We start from the raw sequence: 16,031 nt of genomic DNA, 5'->3' as shown, positions 1-16,031 counted from the left end.
GCTATTTGAACTTCGAGGCGAAGCGATTGATGCTCTCCGCAATCCGGGCAACTTCGTCGTCACGTAGGCCGTGACTCATGCCGAGTGTCATTCCTCGGGCAAAGACCGCGTCGGCTTCCGGCAATCCTTCGGCCGGCTGACGGAACTCGATGTTGTTCATCATCGGGTGACGAGTGACGTTGCCGCTCCACACAGTTCGGGTGTCGATGCCGTCGGCCTCGATGGCTTCCTGCAGGTCGCTACGCGTGAATGGTGCGTTCTCGTTGATCATCACGGGGTAGCACAGCCACGCCGTATCGAGACCGTCGAGTTCTACCGGCGTCGTGAAGAATTCGGGGTGAGCACCGTACGCCGCCGTGAAAGCAGCAAACGTGGCCTTACGCGTCTTGTAGTTCTCTTCCAGCTTGTCGAGCTGCACGACGCCATAGGCTGCGCCGAGCTCGGAGGGCTCGAAGTTCCACGACATGAGCTCGAAGATGAAGTCGTTGTCGTAGTCGACGCCGTCGAGTGTTTCACGGAAGACTCGGCCGGACTTGGTGCTGCCGAACAGGTTCGGCTCGCTACGACGGCCCCAGCGGCGAAGCAGCAGAGCCTTGTCGCGGCTGGCTTCGTCGTCGACACACACCATTCCGCCGGTTCCCGCGCACGTGATGATGTGTGCCATGGAGAAGCTGGTGACGACGATGTCTGCCCGGGAGCCGGTCGGAGTGCCGCGGAGCGTGGCTCCGATCGCATCACACGAATCTTCGATCACCTTGAGTCCGTGGCGATCTGCGATATCGCGAATGACGTCCCAGTCCGGGCAGTTGCCGGCCAGGTTCGGCATCAGGATGGCACCGGTCTTCTCGGTGACCATGGCCTCGATCTTGGTGACGTCGACGTTGAACGTGTTGGGTTCTACGTCCACGAACACCGGCACCAGGCCGGCACGCACGATCGGCGCGATGTCGGTGGAGAACGTCAACGGCGATGTGATGACCTCACTACCGGCGGGGAGTCCGAGCAGCTCGACTGCCAAGTACAAACCCGAGGATCCCGAGTTGCACATGACGCCGAACTTCTTGCCCGCCAAGGCCGCGATGCGTTCTTCCATCTCGAAGACGTTCTTGCCGATGCGCAGGCCCTGGTGCCCGCTGCGCAGTACGTCGACAACCGCCTGTATTTCTTCCTCGCCGTGGGTGGCCCTGGCGTAGGTGATCCGCTCGCTCATCTTTGTTCCTGCTTTCTCGAATATGTGCGGCAGATTCAGCGATCTGCCGAGAGGACGAGCGCACTGTGCGGGACGGGAGAACCGCCGGTCACGAGCACGTTGTCCAGAGTTTTGGTGGGTTGGTTGGTGGAGGTTCCCCGGATCAGCCGAACACCTTCGGCAATTCCGTTGACGCCGTGGATGTATCCCTCACCGAGTTGACCGCCGTGTGTGTTGATCGGCAGACGGCCGTTCAGTTCCAGATTGCCGTCGGCAATGAAGTCCTTGGCCTCGCCGCGTCCACAGAAGCCGTACTCCTCGAGCTGCAGCAGCACCATCGGAGTGAAAGCGTCGTAGAGAATCGCGGCGTCGATGTCGTCCGGGCCGATACCCGCCTGGTTCCACAACTGACGAGCAACCAGTTCGACCTCCGGCATGCTGTCGATGTCGTCACGGTAGTAGCTGCTCATCGAAATCTGTTGTGGACCAACACCTTGTGCTGCTCCGGTGATGATGGCCGGCTTGTGCGGCAGATCCCGTGCGCGCTCGGCACTCACGATGACCAACGCCTGCCCGCCGTCGCTCTCCTGGCAGCAGTCCAGCAGACGGATCGGATCGGCGATCATGCGCGAGTTCTGATGATCCTCGATCGTGATCGGCCGCTCGTAGAACCAGGCTTTGGGGTTGTTGGCAGCGTGCTTGCGTGAGAGGACCGAGATCTGCCCGAAATCCGCACTGGTTGCACCGTACTTGTGCATGTAGAGCTTGGCCAGGAACGCTTCCTGCTGAGCGGGAGTGAGTAATCCGTACGGGTTGATCCAGTTCCGGTATTCCTGGTCGGTGGTCTGGTTGTACGCAAAGGCGGGCGGACCGGCCCCGAAGCGATGCCCGGAACGCTCGTTCATGGCGCGGTAGACGACCACGACGTCGGCAACACCGCTCGAAACGGCCAGTGCGGCCTGCTGAACGGGCGCACACGCGCCGCCACCGCCGTGCGGGATCCGGCTGAAGAAGCTCAGTTCCGGGATACCGAGGGCGCGCGCGACGGCGATCTCGGGGTTGTTCTCCATGGTGAACAGCGAAAATCCGTTCACCTCTTCTGCCTCGATCTGAGCGTCGTCGAGCGCGGCGATCACCGATTCGCACGCCAACTGCCATTCGCTGCGCCCGGAATTCTTGGAGAACTCCGTCGCTCCGATGCCGGCGATTGCCGCTGCTCCGGAAAATCCTCGACTCATGCCGACACTCCTTCTACCGGTGCCACGGTCACCTTGGCACTGACGTGTGTTCCTCGTTCGTTGCGTCCGACCACGGCGATCGTGACGGCCGGGCCGACCTTCTCCACTACCTCGCCGGTGAAGGTCATCGTGTCACCGGGAAAGTTCGGAACTCCCAGCCGCAGTGAAGTTTTGACGATTCGAGAATTCGGTCCGGACCAATCGGTGATGTACCGGTCGATGAACCCGTTCGTGGAGTTGATGCTCATGAAAATGTCCGGGGTGCCACGTTCCTGGGCCTTGCCAGGATCGTGGTGCACGTCCTCGAAATCCTGCGACGAGATGGCCGCCGCGACAATGAGCGTCCGGTCCAGCGGCAGTTCGAGTGTGGGAAGGTTCGAGCCCACATCACACTGGGGAAAGGTCATCTCTCAGGCCTCCCCGCGGCGCCGAAGCTGCGGCAGGATCTCACCGTGAGCGTGCTCGGAGAAGCCGACTTCGAGTTCCATGCCGAATGCCAAGTCGTCGTGGTCGATTCCGGCGATGTCGGCAACCAGACGGGTCCCTTCTTCCAGGTCGACCAAGCCGACGGCAAGCGGGTACTCGAAGGCGGGATCCTTGGGGTGGTGAATCACCGTGAAACTGTGCAGTGTGCAGCGACGCGTGGATTCGACTGTGTCCCAACTGAACGAACGGCACGACGGGCAGGCGGGCGCAGGTGGGTGGCGAAGCGTCTTGCAGTCGGCACAACGCTGAATCTCGAGACGGCCTTCCTTGGCTGCCTCGAAGAAGAAGTCGTTGTCTCCGGTGACGGTCAGCCCCGGCACCGAGGTCCGGGGAACAGGTACTGCGTTTGTCGATGTTTCGGCCGCGCTCATGCGGGCACCTCCTGCGTGTCGGGGTTGAACCTCAAGATCCGAAATCGCTCTTCCACCAAGGTCTTGCCGTTGCCGTCTACGTAGTTCTTGAACAACGTGATGAAACAGCCGTGCCCGAGGCCGGTCTGCTTGAAAGGCGATATGGACTCGATCGTGAAGTGAGCGGTGACGTGGTCGCCCGGATTCAGTTCCGCGAAGTACTCCTGCTCCACATTGGTGGCGACAACCGAGGTGTAGCCGGCTTCGTCGAGCAGTGCGAGTAGGCGTGAGTAGGAAAAGTCCTCGGTGACGCCGTCGGCGCGGAGCTGCTGAACCTCGCGATAGCGCCGGTACCCGGACATCACCCAGGTCGAGATCATCGCGGGCGGGCAGACGACGTCGCGCCTACCGGTCGCCCTGGCCGCGTCGGCGTCCACGTAGACCGGGTTGTTGTCCTCGTGTGCTTCCACCCAGTTGCGAATCATCGCCTCGTTGACGGCGTAACGCGCAACTCGTGGCGGTTCGGCCTCCGTCCCGATGAATTGCGGGAACTGTGCCTCCAAGCTCTGCACTGAAACCTCCAGTAGGGTTAGAGTTGATCAAGCGCTTGATCCTGAAGTTAGCATAGGAGCCGGAAAGTTGAAATACGGCGCCGGATCACACCTGATCGGGTACGAACTCAGGCCGTCAGGCAGGATTGCTCGAAAGAGAACACCTGCCCGAAACGGGACAGATCAGCAGCGGAGAGCATGTGGCAGCCACACCCGATCGTCGAGACACAATCTTGGAAAGCTCGGCCGAACTGTTCGCGAAGAAGGGCGTCGCATCCACGACGGTCCGCGACATCGGCGAATCAGCAGGCGTGTTCTCCGGCAGCCTGTACCACTACTTCAAATCCAAGAACGCGATTGTCGCCGAACTGCTCCGGGTCTTCATGGCGGATATTCAGGAACGGTTCAACCAGGTCGAGCGCTCGGCCGACGGGCCGGAGGCGGTGTTGCGGGGCCTCATCCGGGAGACCTTGATCGTGATCGAACTTCACCCGCACCCCACCGCGATCTACCAGAACGAACGGACATACCTTCGCGACAACGATCTGCTGCAGTCCGTCGACGGCCCCTCTCGCGAGGTTCGCGAGCATTGGCTCAAGGCAATTGCGGAAGGCGTCGAACAGGGAATTTTCCGCAAGGACATCGCCCCCGAGATCTTCTATCGGTCGGTGCGCGACACCTTGTGGTCGACAAACCATTGGCCGGACCGCCAGAAGTACACCACCGAAGAGTTTGCCGATCTGATGATCACGCTCTTCCTCTCAGGCTTCCGAATCCCGCCTAAATCCTGAGTTCCGGCAGCTCGATATCGATCGAGGTGCGGCCTTGCGGGAGCAGGAACGACACTCCGAAGACAACCACCGCGCACGCAGCACACACCAGATAGGCGACGGCAAAACCTGCCCACGACGTCGAATGTTCACTGCCGGCGACGACATACGCCGCCAAGATCGTTGCCACTGTCGCACTGCAGAGAGTGCTGCCGGAGGTACGCAACAACGAGTTGACCCCGTTTGCCGCTGCAAGGCGCTGACGCGGCACCGCTACGAGAATGAGCAGCGACAGCGTGCTGTAGACGATCGCGGTTCCGATAGCCGTAATGAACAACGCGACAACCACTCCCCACAGGGGCTTACCCGCAACAGCGTGAATTCCGTAGCCGCCGGCAAGAAATGCAGCGCCGGCCAACATCGCTGTCCGCGAACCGAATCGGTCGGTGATGCGCACGGCGACCGGCGAGAACAGAACCATCGCAATGCTGGCGGGAATCTGGCACAGCGCCGCAGCGATGATGGTCAAACCGTATCCGGCCCCAGGACCCTGTGCGCCTTGCAATAACTGCGTGGTGATCAGCGTGTTGCCGAAGAACGCAAAGCCGACCAGAAGCGCGGCGATATGCGGGATCAGCACCGCACGCTTGACCAGGGCGCGAACGTCCACCAGAGGATTGACATTGCGTCGTTGCTGAAACACCCAGAGCGTGAAGAGAAGCGCCGACGACAACAGCATCGAGATCACCGAACCGCTCGCCCATCCCCAACTGCTGCCCTGTGTCATCGGGACAAGCAGCAAGACGAGCGCGGCGCTCAGGCCCACCGCGCCGACCCCGTCGAAGCGGCCGGACGGACTGACTTCCGACTCACGGATGAACAACCCGGCGGCAAGAGTCACCGACAACCCGATTGCCGTGGTGATCCAGAACAGCACATGCCAGTTCGAGTATTGAGCGATCATCGCCGAGAACGGAATACCAAGGGCAGTACCAACTCCGAGCGTCGAACTCATCATGGCGACGGCGCCGTTCACCTTGTTCCGGGGCAGTTCGTCGCGCAGCAGGGAAATTCCGATGGGGATGACAGCGGCGCCTGCACCTTGGAGAGCTCGCGCGAAGATGAGCACGGAGATATTCGAGGACACCGCGCACAGCATCGATCCGAGCGTCATCAAGAAGAACGCGACCAACAACATTTTCTTCTTGCCGAACATGTCGGCTAGACGCCCGAAGATGGGCGTGACGACGGCGCCGACCAGAAGTGTCACCGTCACAAGCCAAGACACCGCGGTGCGACTGGCGCCGGTGAAGTGCGGAAGTTCGGGAAGCAGCGGAACTATGACGGTTTGCAAGACGGCCTGAAAAACAGCGCCTGCGGAAACGATGGGGAACAGGAAACGGGAGCGCGCTACAACCGGTGGGACTGCTGGTGCACGGTCCAGCGTCGTCAACCTACCGCCACCTGTTCTCTAATAGTAAATATCCGTTCACCTACAGTAGGTGAACGGATATTTACCCCGCAAGTACAGTGACTACGATCACCCGTCGAGAAGTTTCTGCACCAACGGCGCATAAATCGCGACAACCTCGGCCTGAGTGCCCGTCGCGTGACCGGCCAACATCCGTCGACGCATGACGGCCACTCCCGCCACCATCGACATCGCCAGTTCGGCGCGTAGTCGCGCGTCCGGCCCCGACAACCGAGCGGCCAGCGCGTCGATCATCTGCGTCGAATAGTTCTCACGCAGTTTGCGGTTGCTTTCCTCACTCACCCCACTCATGAAGAGCAGGCTCACCGACAACGGCTTGTACGGTTCCTGCGGTTTGGTGAACAGCGACACCATCCGCTCACCGAGAGAATCGTTCGGAGCGTCGAAAACGGTATTCGCCGCCGCCCGGAAGTCGACCAACTCGTCGTACAACTGCTCTTTCGAACCGAAGTACTTGATGATGAGCGGTGCGCTGACCCCGACGTCTTCCGCGATGTCCTTGAGCGTGATTTCTCGATAGGGCCGCGTAGCGAAGGCCTTGCCGGCAGATTCCATGATCTGCGCGCGCGTCTCCTCCGAACTACGACGCCCCGACCGCGTACTCGTCATCAGGCGTTCCTGGACAATTCGCGGCGTCCGGACAATGCCCTGCCCAAGGTCAGCTCGTCCGCGAATTCGAGATCGCCACCCATCGGCAGACCGGAAGCCAAGCGCGAGACCGTCAAACCCGGAATGTCGCGCATCATCCGAACCAGATACGTCGCCGTTGCCTCCCCCTCGGTGTTGGGGTCGGTCGCGATGATCACCTCGGACACGTCCACGCCATCCTCTTGGTTTGCGATGCGGGCCAACAACTCCCGAATGCGGAGCTGATCCGGCCCGACGCCGGACAACGGATTGAGTGCTCCACCGAGAACGTGATAGCGCCCCTTGAACTCCCTTGTCCGCTCCACCGCCTGAACGTCTTTCGGTTCTTCTACGACGCAGATCACCGTTCGGTCGCGACGAGAATCCGCGCAGATCCTGCACTTCTCCTGATCGGACACAGTTCCGCACACCGTGCAGAACTGAACGCCGTCGCGGATGCGCTGCAGTGCATTCTTCAACCTGTCGATCTCCGGCGGTTCAACCGACAGAAGATGAAAGGCGATGCGCTGGGCGCTCTTGGGACCGACCCCGGGAAGTTTCCCGAGTTCGTCGATCAGATCCTGAACGGGACCTTCGTACACGCGGACTCGTCTCTAGAAACCGGGGAGACCGGGAAGGCCTCCGCCGAGTCCGCCGGCCAAGGGGCCGAGCTTCTCTGCTGCAACATCCTGAGCCTTGCGCGATGCGTCTTCGATGGCGCCGATCACAAGATCCTGCAGGGTTTCGACATCGTCAGGGTCGACGACCTTGGGATCGATCTGCAGACCGACCACCTCACCGGTGCCCTTGACCGTGGCAATAACCAGTCCGCCACCGGCCTGGCCGGTCACCTCCGCCTGAGCCATTTCCTGCTGCGCAGCCATCAACTGCTGCTGCATCTGCTGAGCCTGAGCCAGCAATGCGGACATATCGGGTGCTCCACCTGGTTGCACGTGCGGTCCTTTCTCCAGAGTTATCCCCACCAGCGTAGTCGGTGCGCGCTACCGTGAGCGGGTGCGCCGAAACCCGTCAGAGATCACAAAACTGCCTAATCGTCGTAGCCTCACGCTTGGTGTGGCTCTCGCAGCTACCTTGATCACCGCTGGATGCACTATCCCGACGGGCACAGCCGAGAGCGCCGCTGCGGTCACACCGGCGGCTGCGCCCGCTACCGAACCACTTATCGGCAAAGTCGTCTTCCTCGATCCCGGGCACAACGGCGCGAACGACGACACCATCGACACCCAGGTCCCCACCGGCCGCGGCGGCACCAAGAACTGCCAGACCACCGGCACCAACACCGACGCCGGATTTGCCGAACACACCTTCAACTGGGAAGTCACAAGCCTGGTCAAGAGTGAACTCGAAGCCGAAGGCGCCACTGTCCTCCTGAGTCGGCCAGACGACACGAGCGTCGGATCATGCGTCGACGCCCGAGCCGAGGCAGCCAATGCGTCCGGCGCCGACATCGTGGTCAGCATTCACGCCGACGGCGCCGACGCCAGTGCAGAAGGCTTTCACGTCTGCTACTCCGCGCCGCCCCTCAACCCCGTTCAGGCCGGACCTTCCGTGACACTGGCCGAAACCATGCGTGACTCCCTGACCGGCGCCGGACTCACACCGTCGACGTACATCGGCGAGAACGGCCTGTCGCCACGCGCAGACCTCACCGGACTCAATCTGGCGCAGCGGCCGTCGATTCTCGTGGAACTGGGAAACATGCGTAACGCCGACGAAGCCGCCCGGATGAGCAGCCCCTCAGGCCAAGCCGAATACGCCTCGGCGATCTCGGATGGCGTGCAGGCGTTTCTGACAAGCCAGTAGTCATCTTTCTGTGGACAACCTTTCTGGGGACAACCTTCCTGTGGATAACCACGGCTTATCCACAGGCTGATTTCGCAAGCGCCACAGCGGCGCCGCGCCAGCTACCGTTCCGGCATGGGCACGTTCCTTCAAGCAGATCTTGATGCACTACAGCAACTTTCGACGGATCTCCAAGCTCGAGCCGACGAGGTTGCCGGAGTCGACGCCGTCGCACCGGTCGCCGACGCCTATCTGTTCCTTGCCGGGCGAATCTCGGCATTAGCAGACGCCACCGCCCACACCGCGCGCCTGCTCGGAGCGGCAGACCGTGACTTCGCTGCCGCGCTTCACAGGATCTGAATTCGATGCGTCCGACTATCTCCGACGTTCGCGCCTTCTCACCTGAGCCACTGCGAACCGCGAGTTACCAACTGATCGAGGCAGATCGGCGGGTCGAAGACATACTCGACGTGGCACGACGCACGGTAGAGCGCGAATTCGACGTCTGGAAAGGCGAAGCCGCGACAGCAGCCTCCACCGAACTCTCGGCCACGCTCCGCACGTCGGGTCGTATATCCATTGCCGTGCGAAATGTGGCGGACTGTTATGCCGGAGCGGCAAATACGCTCGGTCATGCGTACCGCGCAGTCAACATGATCGTCGACGACGCGACTCTCACACACGGTCTGATCGTCACCGACAACGGCGAGGTCTTTCCGCCGGCACCTGCAACACCGGGGAGTCTGGCAGACATTCTGCAGGCAGACCACTATGCCGGGGCTGCAGCAACTTTTGGCATCAGGCTCTCCGAAGCCCTCGATGCAGTGGAGCACGTCGACCACACGGCCGCCGTCGCATTGACAACGGCATTGGGCCAACTCGCCGAGCTTCTGGGACCTCTCGCCGCGGTTGCACTTGATCCAGTCGGCCTGCCCGACAACCCCGCCGAACTGAGCAACTACTGGAACACCCTCTCCCCCAGTGAAAAAGACGCACTGGCGCTGCGCTATCCGGCAATCGGGAATCGAGACGGACTCCCCGCGCTTGACCGCGACTACTACAACCGGCGCTACTTGGAATCGATGCGCGAATCTTCGGCAAGTACCTACGCCGCCGTCGCCGCAGAGCTGCGGCCGGACATGTTCCTCCTGTCGGTGAGCCCCGACGGACACACCGCCATCGCACTCGGAAATCCCGATACCGCAGACAATGTCGCAACCCTGGTTCCCGGAACGGGGACCACCGTCGCCGGAATCGGCGGAGACCTTCAGAGAACCAGGGCGATGTACGACGCGGCCCGCGTGGCATCGCCCGGATCCGTCAACTCGGTCATTCTCTGGTCCGGATACGATTCGCCGCCAACCATTCCCGATGCGGGGCTCGACCGCTACGCCGATACTGCCGCACCCGCGCTGGACGCATTCCAGGACGGCTTACGCGCGTCCCACGACGGTCCTGCCTCGCACAACGTGGTCATCGGGCATTCCTACGGCAGCACCGTCATCGGCGCCGCCACCACCGACGGAGGCTCACTGAACGTCGACGATCTGGTCTTCGTCGCGAGCCCAGGTGTCGACGCGGAGCGCGTCGACGAATTGCGACTCGATACGACGGCGGAAGCCGATATGGGTGAACACGTCTACGCAACAACAGCATTCTGGGACCCCGTGCAGCTGATACCGAGAGCGCTCGGGATACACGGTTTCGATCCGGCCGACCCCACGTTCGGCGCCCAGGTATTCACGAGCGCACCAGGCTCACCGGGATTGGCAGTGCACAGCGACTACTGGAATGCAGAAAATCCGGCCCTGAAAACTCTGGGCCGGATCATCAGCGGGAAGTGAGCAGGAACTATCCGAGTTCACGCTTGAGGTTGTCCAGCACCGTAGCCTGAATGCGCTGCAAGCCCTTGGGCGCAAACGTCCGCTCGAAGAATCCGCCGATACCCGTAGCGCCCTGCCACTGAGTCAGCGTTGTCACGGTGGTACCCGTACCGTTGGGGGCCACGGTCCACGTGGTCACCATGCTGGAATTGGCATCCTTCTCCGTGATGACGTTGCCCTCGACCGTGACCGTCGCCTTGACGTTGCGCGAACGCTTTTCCGTCGCCTTGAGGGTCCACTCCGCAACTGTTCCGTTGCCCTGGCCACCACTGAGCACCTTGTAGTCGAGGTACTGCTCCGACAGAATGCGCGGGCGCACCGTCTCGTAATCGGAGAGTGCCGCGAGCACCTGCTCCGGTGTATGTGGAACGACCGTCGAACTCATTGCGTTGACCTGACCCATTACCCGTACTACTCCTCAGTTGACTACCTGCATGCTGCACAGACCCTTGTTTCCATACTGCCTGTTCCGGCCCGGTATCTCGACTATCGACCAGATCATGTGAGCTGGTTCACTATCGGTGCCGCAAATCCGCGACCGTTTGCAACAACTCGATCAAATTCCCGCAAATCGACCCCTACCGATGGCCCCCAGCAACCGCTAGGGATAGCGTCGAGGTTGTGACTCTCTCGTTCAATGGGGTAGTTCCGAAGTTTTCCAGGATCCGGGCAGGTAAGCGTCCGGGTTCCGACGGCGCGCGCGAAACCGGTTTTGCGCGGCACCGGGAAGGTGTTGCGCGACTTCTCGCGTCGTATCACGCGATACCCCCCGATGGTTCGGTCCGACTGGCCAAGAAGACCTCCAACCTGTTCCGGGCCCGTGCCAAGTCGTCGACTCCCGGCCTCGACGTCAGCGGGCTCACCGGTGTGATCGCCGTCGACCCGGTGGCACGGACGGCAGACGTCGCCGGCATGTGCACGTACGAGGACCTTGTCGACGCAACGCTTGCGTACGGGCTGGCGCCACTCGTCGTGCCCCAACTCAAGACCATCACGCTCGGTGGCGCCGTCACCGGGTTGGGAATCGAATCCACGTCCTTCCGAAACGGATTGCCGCACGAATCCGTTCTGGAGATCGACATCCTCACCGGAAACGGCGAGATCGTCACCGCCACACCTGACGGTGAACACGCCGAACTGTTCTTCGGTTTCCCCAATTCCTACGGCACCCTCGGCTATTCCACGCGGCTCAAGATCACCCTCGAACCGGTGAAAAAGTATGTAGCCCTGCGCCATCTGCGTTTCGATTCATTGAAAGCACTCGAAACCACGATGGACCGCATCGTCACCGACCGGGAGTACGACGGCGTCGCGGTCGACTACCTCGACGGTGTCGTCTTTACCGATGCCGAGAGCTACCTCACGCTCGGAGTTCAGACCGACGACGATGGGCCGGTCAGCGACTACACGGGACAGAACATCTTCTACCGTTCGATCCAGCATCCGTCGCTGGTGCATCCCAAAACCGATCGCCTCACCATCCGGGACTACCTGTGGCGCTGGGACACCGACTGGTTCTGGTGCTCGCGGGCCTTCGGAGCCCAGAACCCCAAGATCCGGCGCTTGTGGCCCAAGCAGTACCTCCGCAGCAGCTTCTACTGGAAACTGATCGCCCTCGACCACAAGTACGACATCGGCGATCGCCTCGAAAAGCGCAAGGGAAAGCCCCCACGTGAACGCGTCGTCCAGGACGTCGAGGTGCCCATCGAACGAACCGCGGATTTTGTCTCCTGGTTCCTCGAGGAAATCCCGATCGAACCGCTGTGGTTGTGCCCGTTGCGTCTTCGCGAGCCCAGTCCCGCCGGAACCTCCGCAGCGCGGCCTTGGCCGTTGTACCCTCTCGAACCCAAGCGCACCTACGTCAACATCGGCTTCTGGTCTTCGGTGCCGATCGTTCCCGGTGAGCGCGAGGGAGCAGCAAACAGATTGATCGAGGACAAGGTCGGCGACTTCGACGGACACAAGTCCCTCTACTCCGACTCCTATTACTCGAAAGAAGATTTCGAGGCGCAGTACTACGGCGGCGACCGATACCTGCACCTCAAGGATCGCTACGACCCCCATTCGCGTTTATTGGACCTATTTTCTAAGGCGGTGCAACGTAAATGACCACGTTCAAGGATTCCAAGAACCAAGAAAAGCTCTCCATCGCAGAGATTCTCGAGACGCTTTCCGACGGCATGCTGCCGCTTCGATTCACCGCCTACGACGGTAGTGTCGCCGGACCTGAGGATGCCGACTACGGCCTCCACCTCAAGTCGACCCGCGGAACCACCTATCTTGCAACAGCTCCCGGCGATCTCGGCATGGCACGCGCCTACGTCTCCGGCGACCTCGAAGCCGAGGGTGTTCATCCCGGCGACCCGTACGAGATCCTTCGCGTCATGGGCGACGAACTACACCTCAAGCGCCCCTCCGCACTGACGCTTGCCAGCATCACCCGCTCCCTCGGCTGGGATTTGTTGCGTCCCATCGCGCCGCCGCCGCAGGAACACCTTCCCCGCTGGCGCCGCGTCGCAGAAGGACTGCGGCACTCCAAATCTCGTGACGCCGAAGTCATCCATCACCACTACGACGTCTCCAACACATTCTACGAGTACGTCCTCGGCCCCTCGATGACCTACACCTGCGCGACCTACGAGAACGCCGAACAGACTCTCGAGCAGGCACAGGAGAACAAGTACCGCTTGGTGTTCGAGAAGCTCGGACTCCAAGAAGGCGACCGCCTCCTCGACATCGGCTGCGGTTGGGGTTCGATGGTCCGCTACGCCGCCCGCCGCGGCGTCAAGGTGATCGGCGTGACCCTCTCCCGCGAACAAGCCGACTGGGCACAGAAAGCCATCGAGGGCGAGGGGCTCGCCGACCTCGCCCAGGTTCGTTTCTCCGACTACCGCGACGTTGCCGAATCGGGTTTCGACGCAATCTCTTCCATCGGACTGACCGAACACATCGGCGTCGGGAACTACCCGGCGTACTTCGAATTCCTCAAGGGCAAACTTCGCGAAGGTGGGCGTCTGCTCAACCACTGCATCACCCGACCGGACAATCGCAGCAGTGCCAAGGCCGGCGGGTTCATCGACCGGTACGTCTTCCCAGACGGGGAGCTCACCGGTTCCGGCCGCATCATCTCCGAGATCCAGAACGTGGGACTCGAAGTGCGGCACGAGGAGAACATCCGCGAGCACTACGCCCTGACCCTTGCGGCGTGGTGCCAGAATCTGGTCGACAACTGGGAGGTCTGCGTCGCGGAGGTCGGTGAAGGTACCGCTCGCGTGTGGGGCCTCTACATGGCCGGCTCACGCCTGGGCTTCGAGCGCAATGTCGTTCAGCTGCACCAGGTTCTGGCTGTCAAACTCGGCGCCAAGGGCGAGGCACATGTGCCGTTGCGCCCGTGGTGGAAGGGGTAGGGGCCTTCGGCTCCTGTGTGCTTTTCTCTCCCCAGAACTGAGCGAACGTACCTTTCAGCGCGTTAGATGCGCCGAAAGGTACGTTCGCTCTTTTCAGGTGGGTCTGAATCAGCCCTTCAGCGACGCCGGCGGCGTGAACCGCTCACCGTACTTGGCTGCCAATTCCTCGGCGCGAGCGACAAATCCAGCCTTGCCGCCCTCGTAACCGGTGACGAACTGGCTGACGCCACCCGTCCAGGCCGGGTAGCCGATACCCATGATGGAGCCGATGTTGGCGTCGGCCGTCGTCATGAGGACACCTTCGTCGAAGCACTTGACGGTCTCGATGGCTTCGATGAAGAGCATGCGGTCGATGAGATCCTGGAGCGGCGCTTCCGTCGATCCTGACTTGAAGGCATCACGCAGACCCGGCCACAGGCCGGTGCGCTTGCCGTCTGCGTACTCGTAGAATCCGCCGCCGCCGAGACGACCGGTGCGACCACCGTCGACGAGGGTGTTGATGACGTCGCCTGCCGGATCTGCGGGCAATTCCTTGCCTTCGGCCTTGGCGGCATCCGCGCTTTCCTTGCGGATCTTCTGCATCAGAGTGAGGTTGAGCTCATCCGAAAGCTGCAGCGGCGCAGCCGGGTAACCTGCCTGCATACCGGCCTGTTCGATGGTGGCCGGTTCGATACCCTCGGCCAGCATGCCGATGGCTTCGTTGATGAAGGTGCCGATGACGCGCGAGGTGAAGAAGCCGCGCGAGTCGTTGACCACGATCGGCGTCTTGCGGATGGCCTGGACGTAGTCGAATACGCGAGCCAATGCCTCGTCGGACGTCTTCTCACCGCGGATGATCTCCACCAGCGGCATCTTGTCGACGGGCGAGAAGAAGTGGATGCCGATGAAATCTTCCTGGCGCTTCACACCGGTCGCCAGACCCGTGATGGGAAGCGTCGAGGTGTTGGAACCCAGCAGTGCGTTGGGTGCAACGATGTCCTCGATCTCCTGGAACACCTTGTGCTTGAGTTCCTGACTCTCGAAAACTGCCTCGATGACGAAGTCGACGCCCGCAAAATCGGCCGGGTCAGCCGTCGGGGTGATCTTGGCAAGAAGTGCGTCGGACTTCTCCTGCGTGGTCTTGCCACGCGAAAGTGCCTTGGCTTCAATACCTTCGGAGTAAGCCTTGCCCTTGTTGGCAGCCTCGATGGTGACGTCCTTGAGGACCACCTCGAAGCCCGCCTTCGCGGACACGTAGGCAATGCCTGCACCCATCATGCCTGCACCGAGAACGCCAACCTTGGTGATCGGGGTCTTCCCGATACCGGCGGGACGTGAGCCGCCGCCGTTGATGGCCTGCAGGTCGAAGAAGAACGCCTGGATCATGTTCTTCGCAACACGACCCGTCACGAGGGACGTGAAGTAACGAGCCTCGATGAGCATCGCGTTGTCGATGTCGACCTGCGAGCCCTCGACCGCTGCGGCCATGATGGCACGCGGAGCGGGCATGGGAGCACCCTTGAGCTGCTTACGCAGGTTCGCCGGGAACGCCGGAAGGTTGGCGGCAAATGCCGGGGTGGACGGAGTTCCACCGGGGATCTTGTAGCCCTTCTTGTCCCAAGGCTGAACGCCGCCTTCGGGATTGGCCTTGATCCATGCCTTCGCGGCCGGAACCAGTTCCTCGACGGAACCGACGACCTCGTCGACGATGCCAACTTCCTTGGCCTCTACCGGTCCGCGCTGCTGACCCTGCAGGAGCAGGTTCAGGAGGGCGTTCTGCAGGCCGAGCAGACGGACGGTGCGCACGATGCCGCCGCCGCCTGGGAGCAGTCCGAGAGTGACCTCGGGCAGACCGATCTTGACGCCCTTGACATCTGCGGCAATGCGGTAGTGCGTCGCGAGGGCAATTTCGAGGCCGCCGCCGAGCGCTGCACCGTTGATCGCGGAGACTACGGGCTTGCCGAGGGTCTCGAGTCGACGCAACGCGGCCTTGATGGTTCCGACCTCGGCGAAGATGTCGGGAGCCTGCTCGGGCCCGACCTTGATCATGTTCTTGAGGTCACCGCCCGCGAAGAACGTCTTCTTGGCCGAAGTGAGGACAACTCCGGTGATGGAGTCCTTCTCCTCGTACAAGCGGTCGACAGTGGCCTGCATCGACGCCTTGTACAGGTCGTTCATGGTGTTGGCGCCCTGGTTGGGGTCGTCCATGGTGAGCAGGACGATGCCGTCGGAGTCCTGCTCCCAGTTGATCATGTT

17 protein-coding genes are annotated in these 16,031 nt (G+C 61.7%); 6 read left to right on the top strand and 11 right to left on the bottom strand.

Annotation, left to right across the window (positions count from 1 at the left end; translation table 11 throughout):
• Position 1: 1 nt before the first annotated feature.
• The 5 genes from CJ178_RS22675 to CJ178_RS22655 are packed head-to-tail and all read right to left on the bottom strand — an operon-like array spanning position 2 to position 3,835.
• Positions 2-1,210, bottom strand: coding sequence for a DegT/DnrJ/EryC1/StrS family aminotransferase (locus CJ178_RS22675; protein WP_033235876.1), 1,209 nt, complete (start codon positions 1,208-1,210; stop codon positions 2-4).
• Between the two features lie 35 nt (positions 1,211-1,245).
• A complete protein-coding gene (locus CJ178_RS22670) occupies positions 1,246-2,427 on the bottom strand; it encodes a lipid-transfer protein (protein WP_033235875.1) in 1,182 nt (393 codons plus the stop codon).
• Positions 2,424-2,834: an acyl dehydratase gene (locus CJ178_RS22665; RefSeq protein WP_033235874.1), complete on the bottom strand. Its 411-nt coding sequence runs from the start codon at positions 2,832-2,834 to the stop codon at positions 2,424-2,426. The genes CJ178_RS22670 and CJ178_RS22665 overlap by 4 nt, the downstream gene beginning before the upstream one ends.
• Before the next feature lie 3 nt (positions 2,835-2,837).
• Positions 2,838-3,284, bottom strand: coding sequence for a Zn-ribbon domain-containing OB-fold protein (locus CJ178_RS22660; protein WP_045066505.1), 447 nt, complete (start codon positions 3,282-3,284; stop codon positions 2,838-2,840).
• The gene (locus CJ178_RS22655) at positions 3,281-3,835 is read right to left on the bottom strand and encodes an FAS1-like dehydratase domain-containing protein (protein ID WP_033235873.1); all 555 of its coding nucleotides are present in this window, start codon (positions 3,833-3,835) and stop codon (positions 3,281-3,283) included. The genes CJ178_RS22660 and CJ178_RS22655 overlap by 4 nt, the downstream gene beginning before the upstream one ends.
• A 179-nt stretch (positions 3,836-4,014) precedes the next feature.
• Here CJ178_RS22655 and CJ178_RS22650 point away from each other — a divergent pair, with 179 nt between their 5' ends.
• Positions 4,015-4,605 carry a TetR/AcrR family transcriptional regulator gene (locus CJ178_RS22650; protein WP_033235872.1) on the top strand — a complete coding sequence of 197 codons (591 nt, stop codon included), beginning with the start codon at positions 4,015-4,017 and terminating at the stop codon, positions 4,603-4,605.
• Here CJ178_RS22650 and CJ178_RS22645 read toward each other — a convergent pair.
• The 4 genes from CJ178_RS22645 to CJ178_RS22630 form a co-directional block, all read right to left on the bottom strand.
• On the bottom strand, positions 4,595-6,037 hold the full coding sequence (locus CJ178_RS22645; protein ID WP_095887712.1) for an MFS transporter: 1,443 nt from the start codon (positions 6,035-6,037) through the stop codon (positions 4,595-4,597). The two genes, CJ178_RS22650 and CJ178_RS22645, sit on opposite strands and share 11 nt — an antisense overlap.
• Positions 6,038-6,124: 87 nt before the next feature.
• Positions 6,125-6,685: a TetR/AcrR family transcriptional regulator gene (locus CJ178_RS22640; RefSeq protein ID WP_033235871.1), complete on the bottom strand. Its 561-nt coding sequence runs from the start codon at positions 6,683-6,685 to the stop codon at positions 6,125-6,127.
• Positions 6,685-7,305: a recombination mediator RecR gene (recR, locus tag CJ178_RS22635; protein ID WP_033235870.1), complete on the bottom strand. Its 621-nt coding sequence runs from the start codon at positions 7,303-7,305 to the stop codon at positions 6,685-6,687. Before recR ends, CJ178_RS22640 begins: the two co-directional genes overlap by 1 nt.
• A gap of 12 nt (positions 7,306-7,317) precedes the next feature.
• Positions 7,318-7,656, bottom strand: a complete 339-nt coding sequence (locus CJ178_RS22630; RefSeq protein ID WP_033235869.1) for a YbaB/EbfC family nucleoid-associated protein — start codon at positions 7,654-7,656, stop codon at positions 7,318-7,320.
• A gap of 121 nt (positions 7,657-7,777) precedes the next feature.
• Here CJ178_RS22630 and CJ178_RS22625 point away from each other — a divergent pair, with 121 nt between their 5' ends.
• The 3 genes from CJ178_RS22625 to CJ178_RS22615 all read left to right on the top strand — a co-directional run bounded on the left by CJ178_RS22625 (position 7,778) and on the right by CJ178_RS22615 (position 10,350).
• The gene (locus CJ178_RS22625; RefSeq protein WP_257013325.1) at positions 7,778-8,527 is read left to right on the top strand and encodes an Rv3717 family N-acetylmuramoyl-L-alanine amidase; all 750 of its coding nucleotides are present in this window, start codon (positions 7,778-7,780) and stop codon (positions 8,525-8,527) included.
• A gap of 114 nt (positions 8,528-8,641) precedes the next feature.
• Positions 8,642-8,866, top strand: a complete 225-nt coding sequence (locus tag CJ178_RS22620; protein ID WP_095887711.1) for a hypothetical protein — start codon at positions 8,642-8,644, stop codon at positions 8,864-8,866.
• A 5-nt stretch (positions 8,867-8,871) separates the two neighbouring features.
• Positions 8,872-10,350: an alpha/beta hydrolase gene (locus CJ178_RS22615; RefSeq protein ID WP_095887710.1), complete on the top strand. Its 1,479-nt coding sequence runs from the start codon at positions 8,872-8,874 to the stop codon at positions 10,348-10,350.
• Between the two features lie 7 nt (positions 10,351-10,357).
• Here the strand turns inward: CJ178_RS22615 and CJ178_RS22610 are convergent, their stop codons facing one another.
• On the bottom strand, positions 10,358-10,792 hold the full coding sequence (locus CJ178_RS22610; RefSeq protein WP_033235866.1) for an SRPBCC family protein: 435 nt from the start codon (positions 10,790-10,792) through the stop codon (positions 10,358-10,360).
• Between the two features lie 260 nt (positions 10,793-11,052).
• Here CJ178_RS22610 and CJ178_RS22605 point away from each other — a divergent pair, with 260 nt between their 5' ends.
• Both CJ178_RS22605 and CJ178_RS22600 read left to right on the top strand, forming a co-directional pair.
• Positions 11,053-12,498, top strand: coding sequence for an FAD-binding oxidoreductase (locus CJ178_RS22605; RefSeq protein ID WP_095888103.1), 1,446 nt, complete (start codon positions 11,053-11,055; stop codon positions 12,496-12,498).
• Positions 12,495-13,796, top strand: a complete 1,302-nt coding sequence (locus tag CJ178_RS22600) for a class I SAM-dependent methyltransferase (RefSeq protein WP_095887709.1) — start codon at positions 12,495-12,497, stop codon at positions 13,794-13,796. Before CJ178_RS22605 ends, CJ178_RS22600 begins: the two co-directional genes overlap by 4 nt.
• A gap of 108 nt (positions 13,797-13,904) precedes the next feature.
• Here CJ178_RS22600 and CJ178_RS22595 read toward each other — a convergent pair whose 3' ends face one another.
• Positions 13,905-16,028 (bottom strand): 3-hydroxyacyl-CoA dehydrogenase NAD-binding domain-containing protein, encoded by a 2,124-nt coding sequence (locus CJ178_RS22595; RefSeq protein WP_095888102.1) that lies wholly within the window; start codon positions 16,026-16,028, stop codon positions 13,905-13,907.
• Positions 16,029-16,031 lie beyond the last annotated feature (3 nt).

Origin of the sequence: Rhodococcus sp. ACPA4 (assembly GCF_002300185.1) — a bacterium.
Classification (GTDB): domain Bacteria; phylum Actinomycetota; class Actinomycetes; order Mycobacteriales; family Mycobacteriaceae; genus Rhodococcus_F; species Rhodococcus_F globerula.
This window is presented reverse-complemented; position numbering and strand designations above follow the sequence as displayed.

Coding starts and splice junctions, on each gene's coding strand:
- CJ178_RS22675 (WP_033235876.1), bottom strand. CDS start 1,210: ATGAGCGAGCGGATCACCTACGCCAGGGCCACCCACGGCGAGGAAGAA.
- CJ178_RS22670 (WP_033235875.1), bottom strand. CDS start 2,427: ATGAGTCGAGGATTTTCCGGAGCAGCGGCAATCGCCGGCATCGGAGCG.
- CJ178_RS22665 (WP_033235874.1), bottom strand. CDS start 2,834: ATGACCTTTCCCCAGTGTGATGTGGGCTCGAACCTTCCCACACTCGAA.
- CJ178_RS22660 (WP_045066505.1), bottom strand. CDS start 3,284: ATGAGCGCGGCCGAAACATCGACAAACGCAGTACCTGTTCCCCGGACC.
- CJ178_RS22640 (WP_033235871.1), bottom strand. CDS start 6,685: ATGACGAGTACGCGGTCGGGGCGTCGTAGTTCGGAGGAGACGCGCGCG.
- CJ178_RS22620 (WP_095887711.1), top strand. CDS start 8,642: ATGGGCACGTTCCTTCAAGCAGATCTTGATGCACTACAGCAACTTTCG.
- CJ178_RS22615 (WP_095887710.1), top strand. CDS start 8,872: ATGCGTCCGACTATCTCCGACGTTCGCGCCTTCTCACCTGAGCCACTG.
- CJ178_RS22610 (WP_033235866.1), bottom strand. CDS start 10,792: ATGGGTCAGGTCAACGCAATGAGTTCGACGGTCGTTCCACATACACCG.
- CJ178_RS22600 (WP_095887709.1), top strand. CDS start 12,495: ATGACCACGTTCAAGGATTCCAAGAACCAAGAAAAGCTCTCCATCGCA.
- CJ178_RS22595 (WP_095888102.1), bottom strand. CDS start 16,028: ATGATCAACTGGGAGCAGGACTCCGACGGCATCGTCCTGCTCACCATG.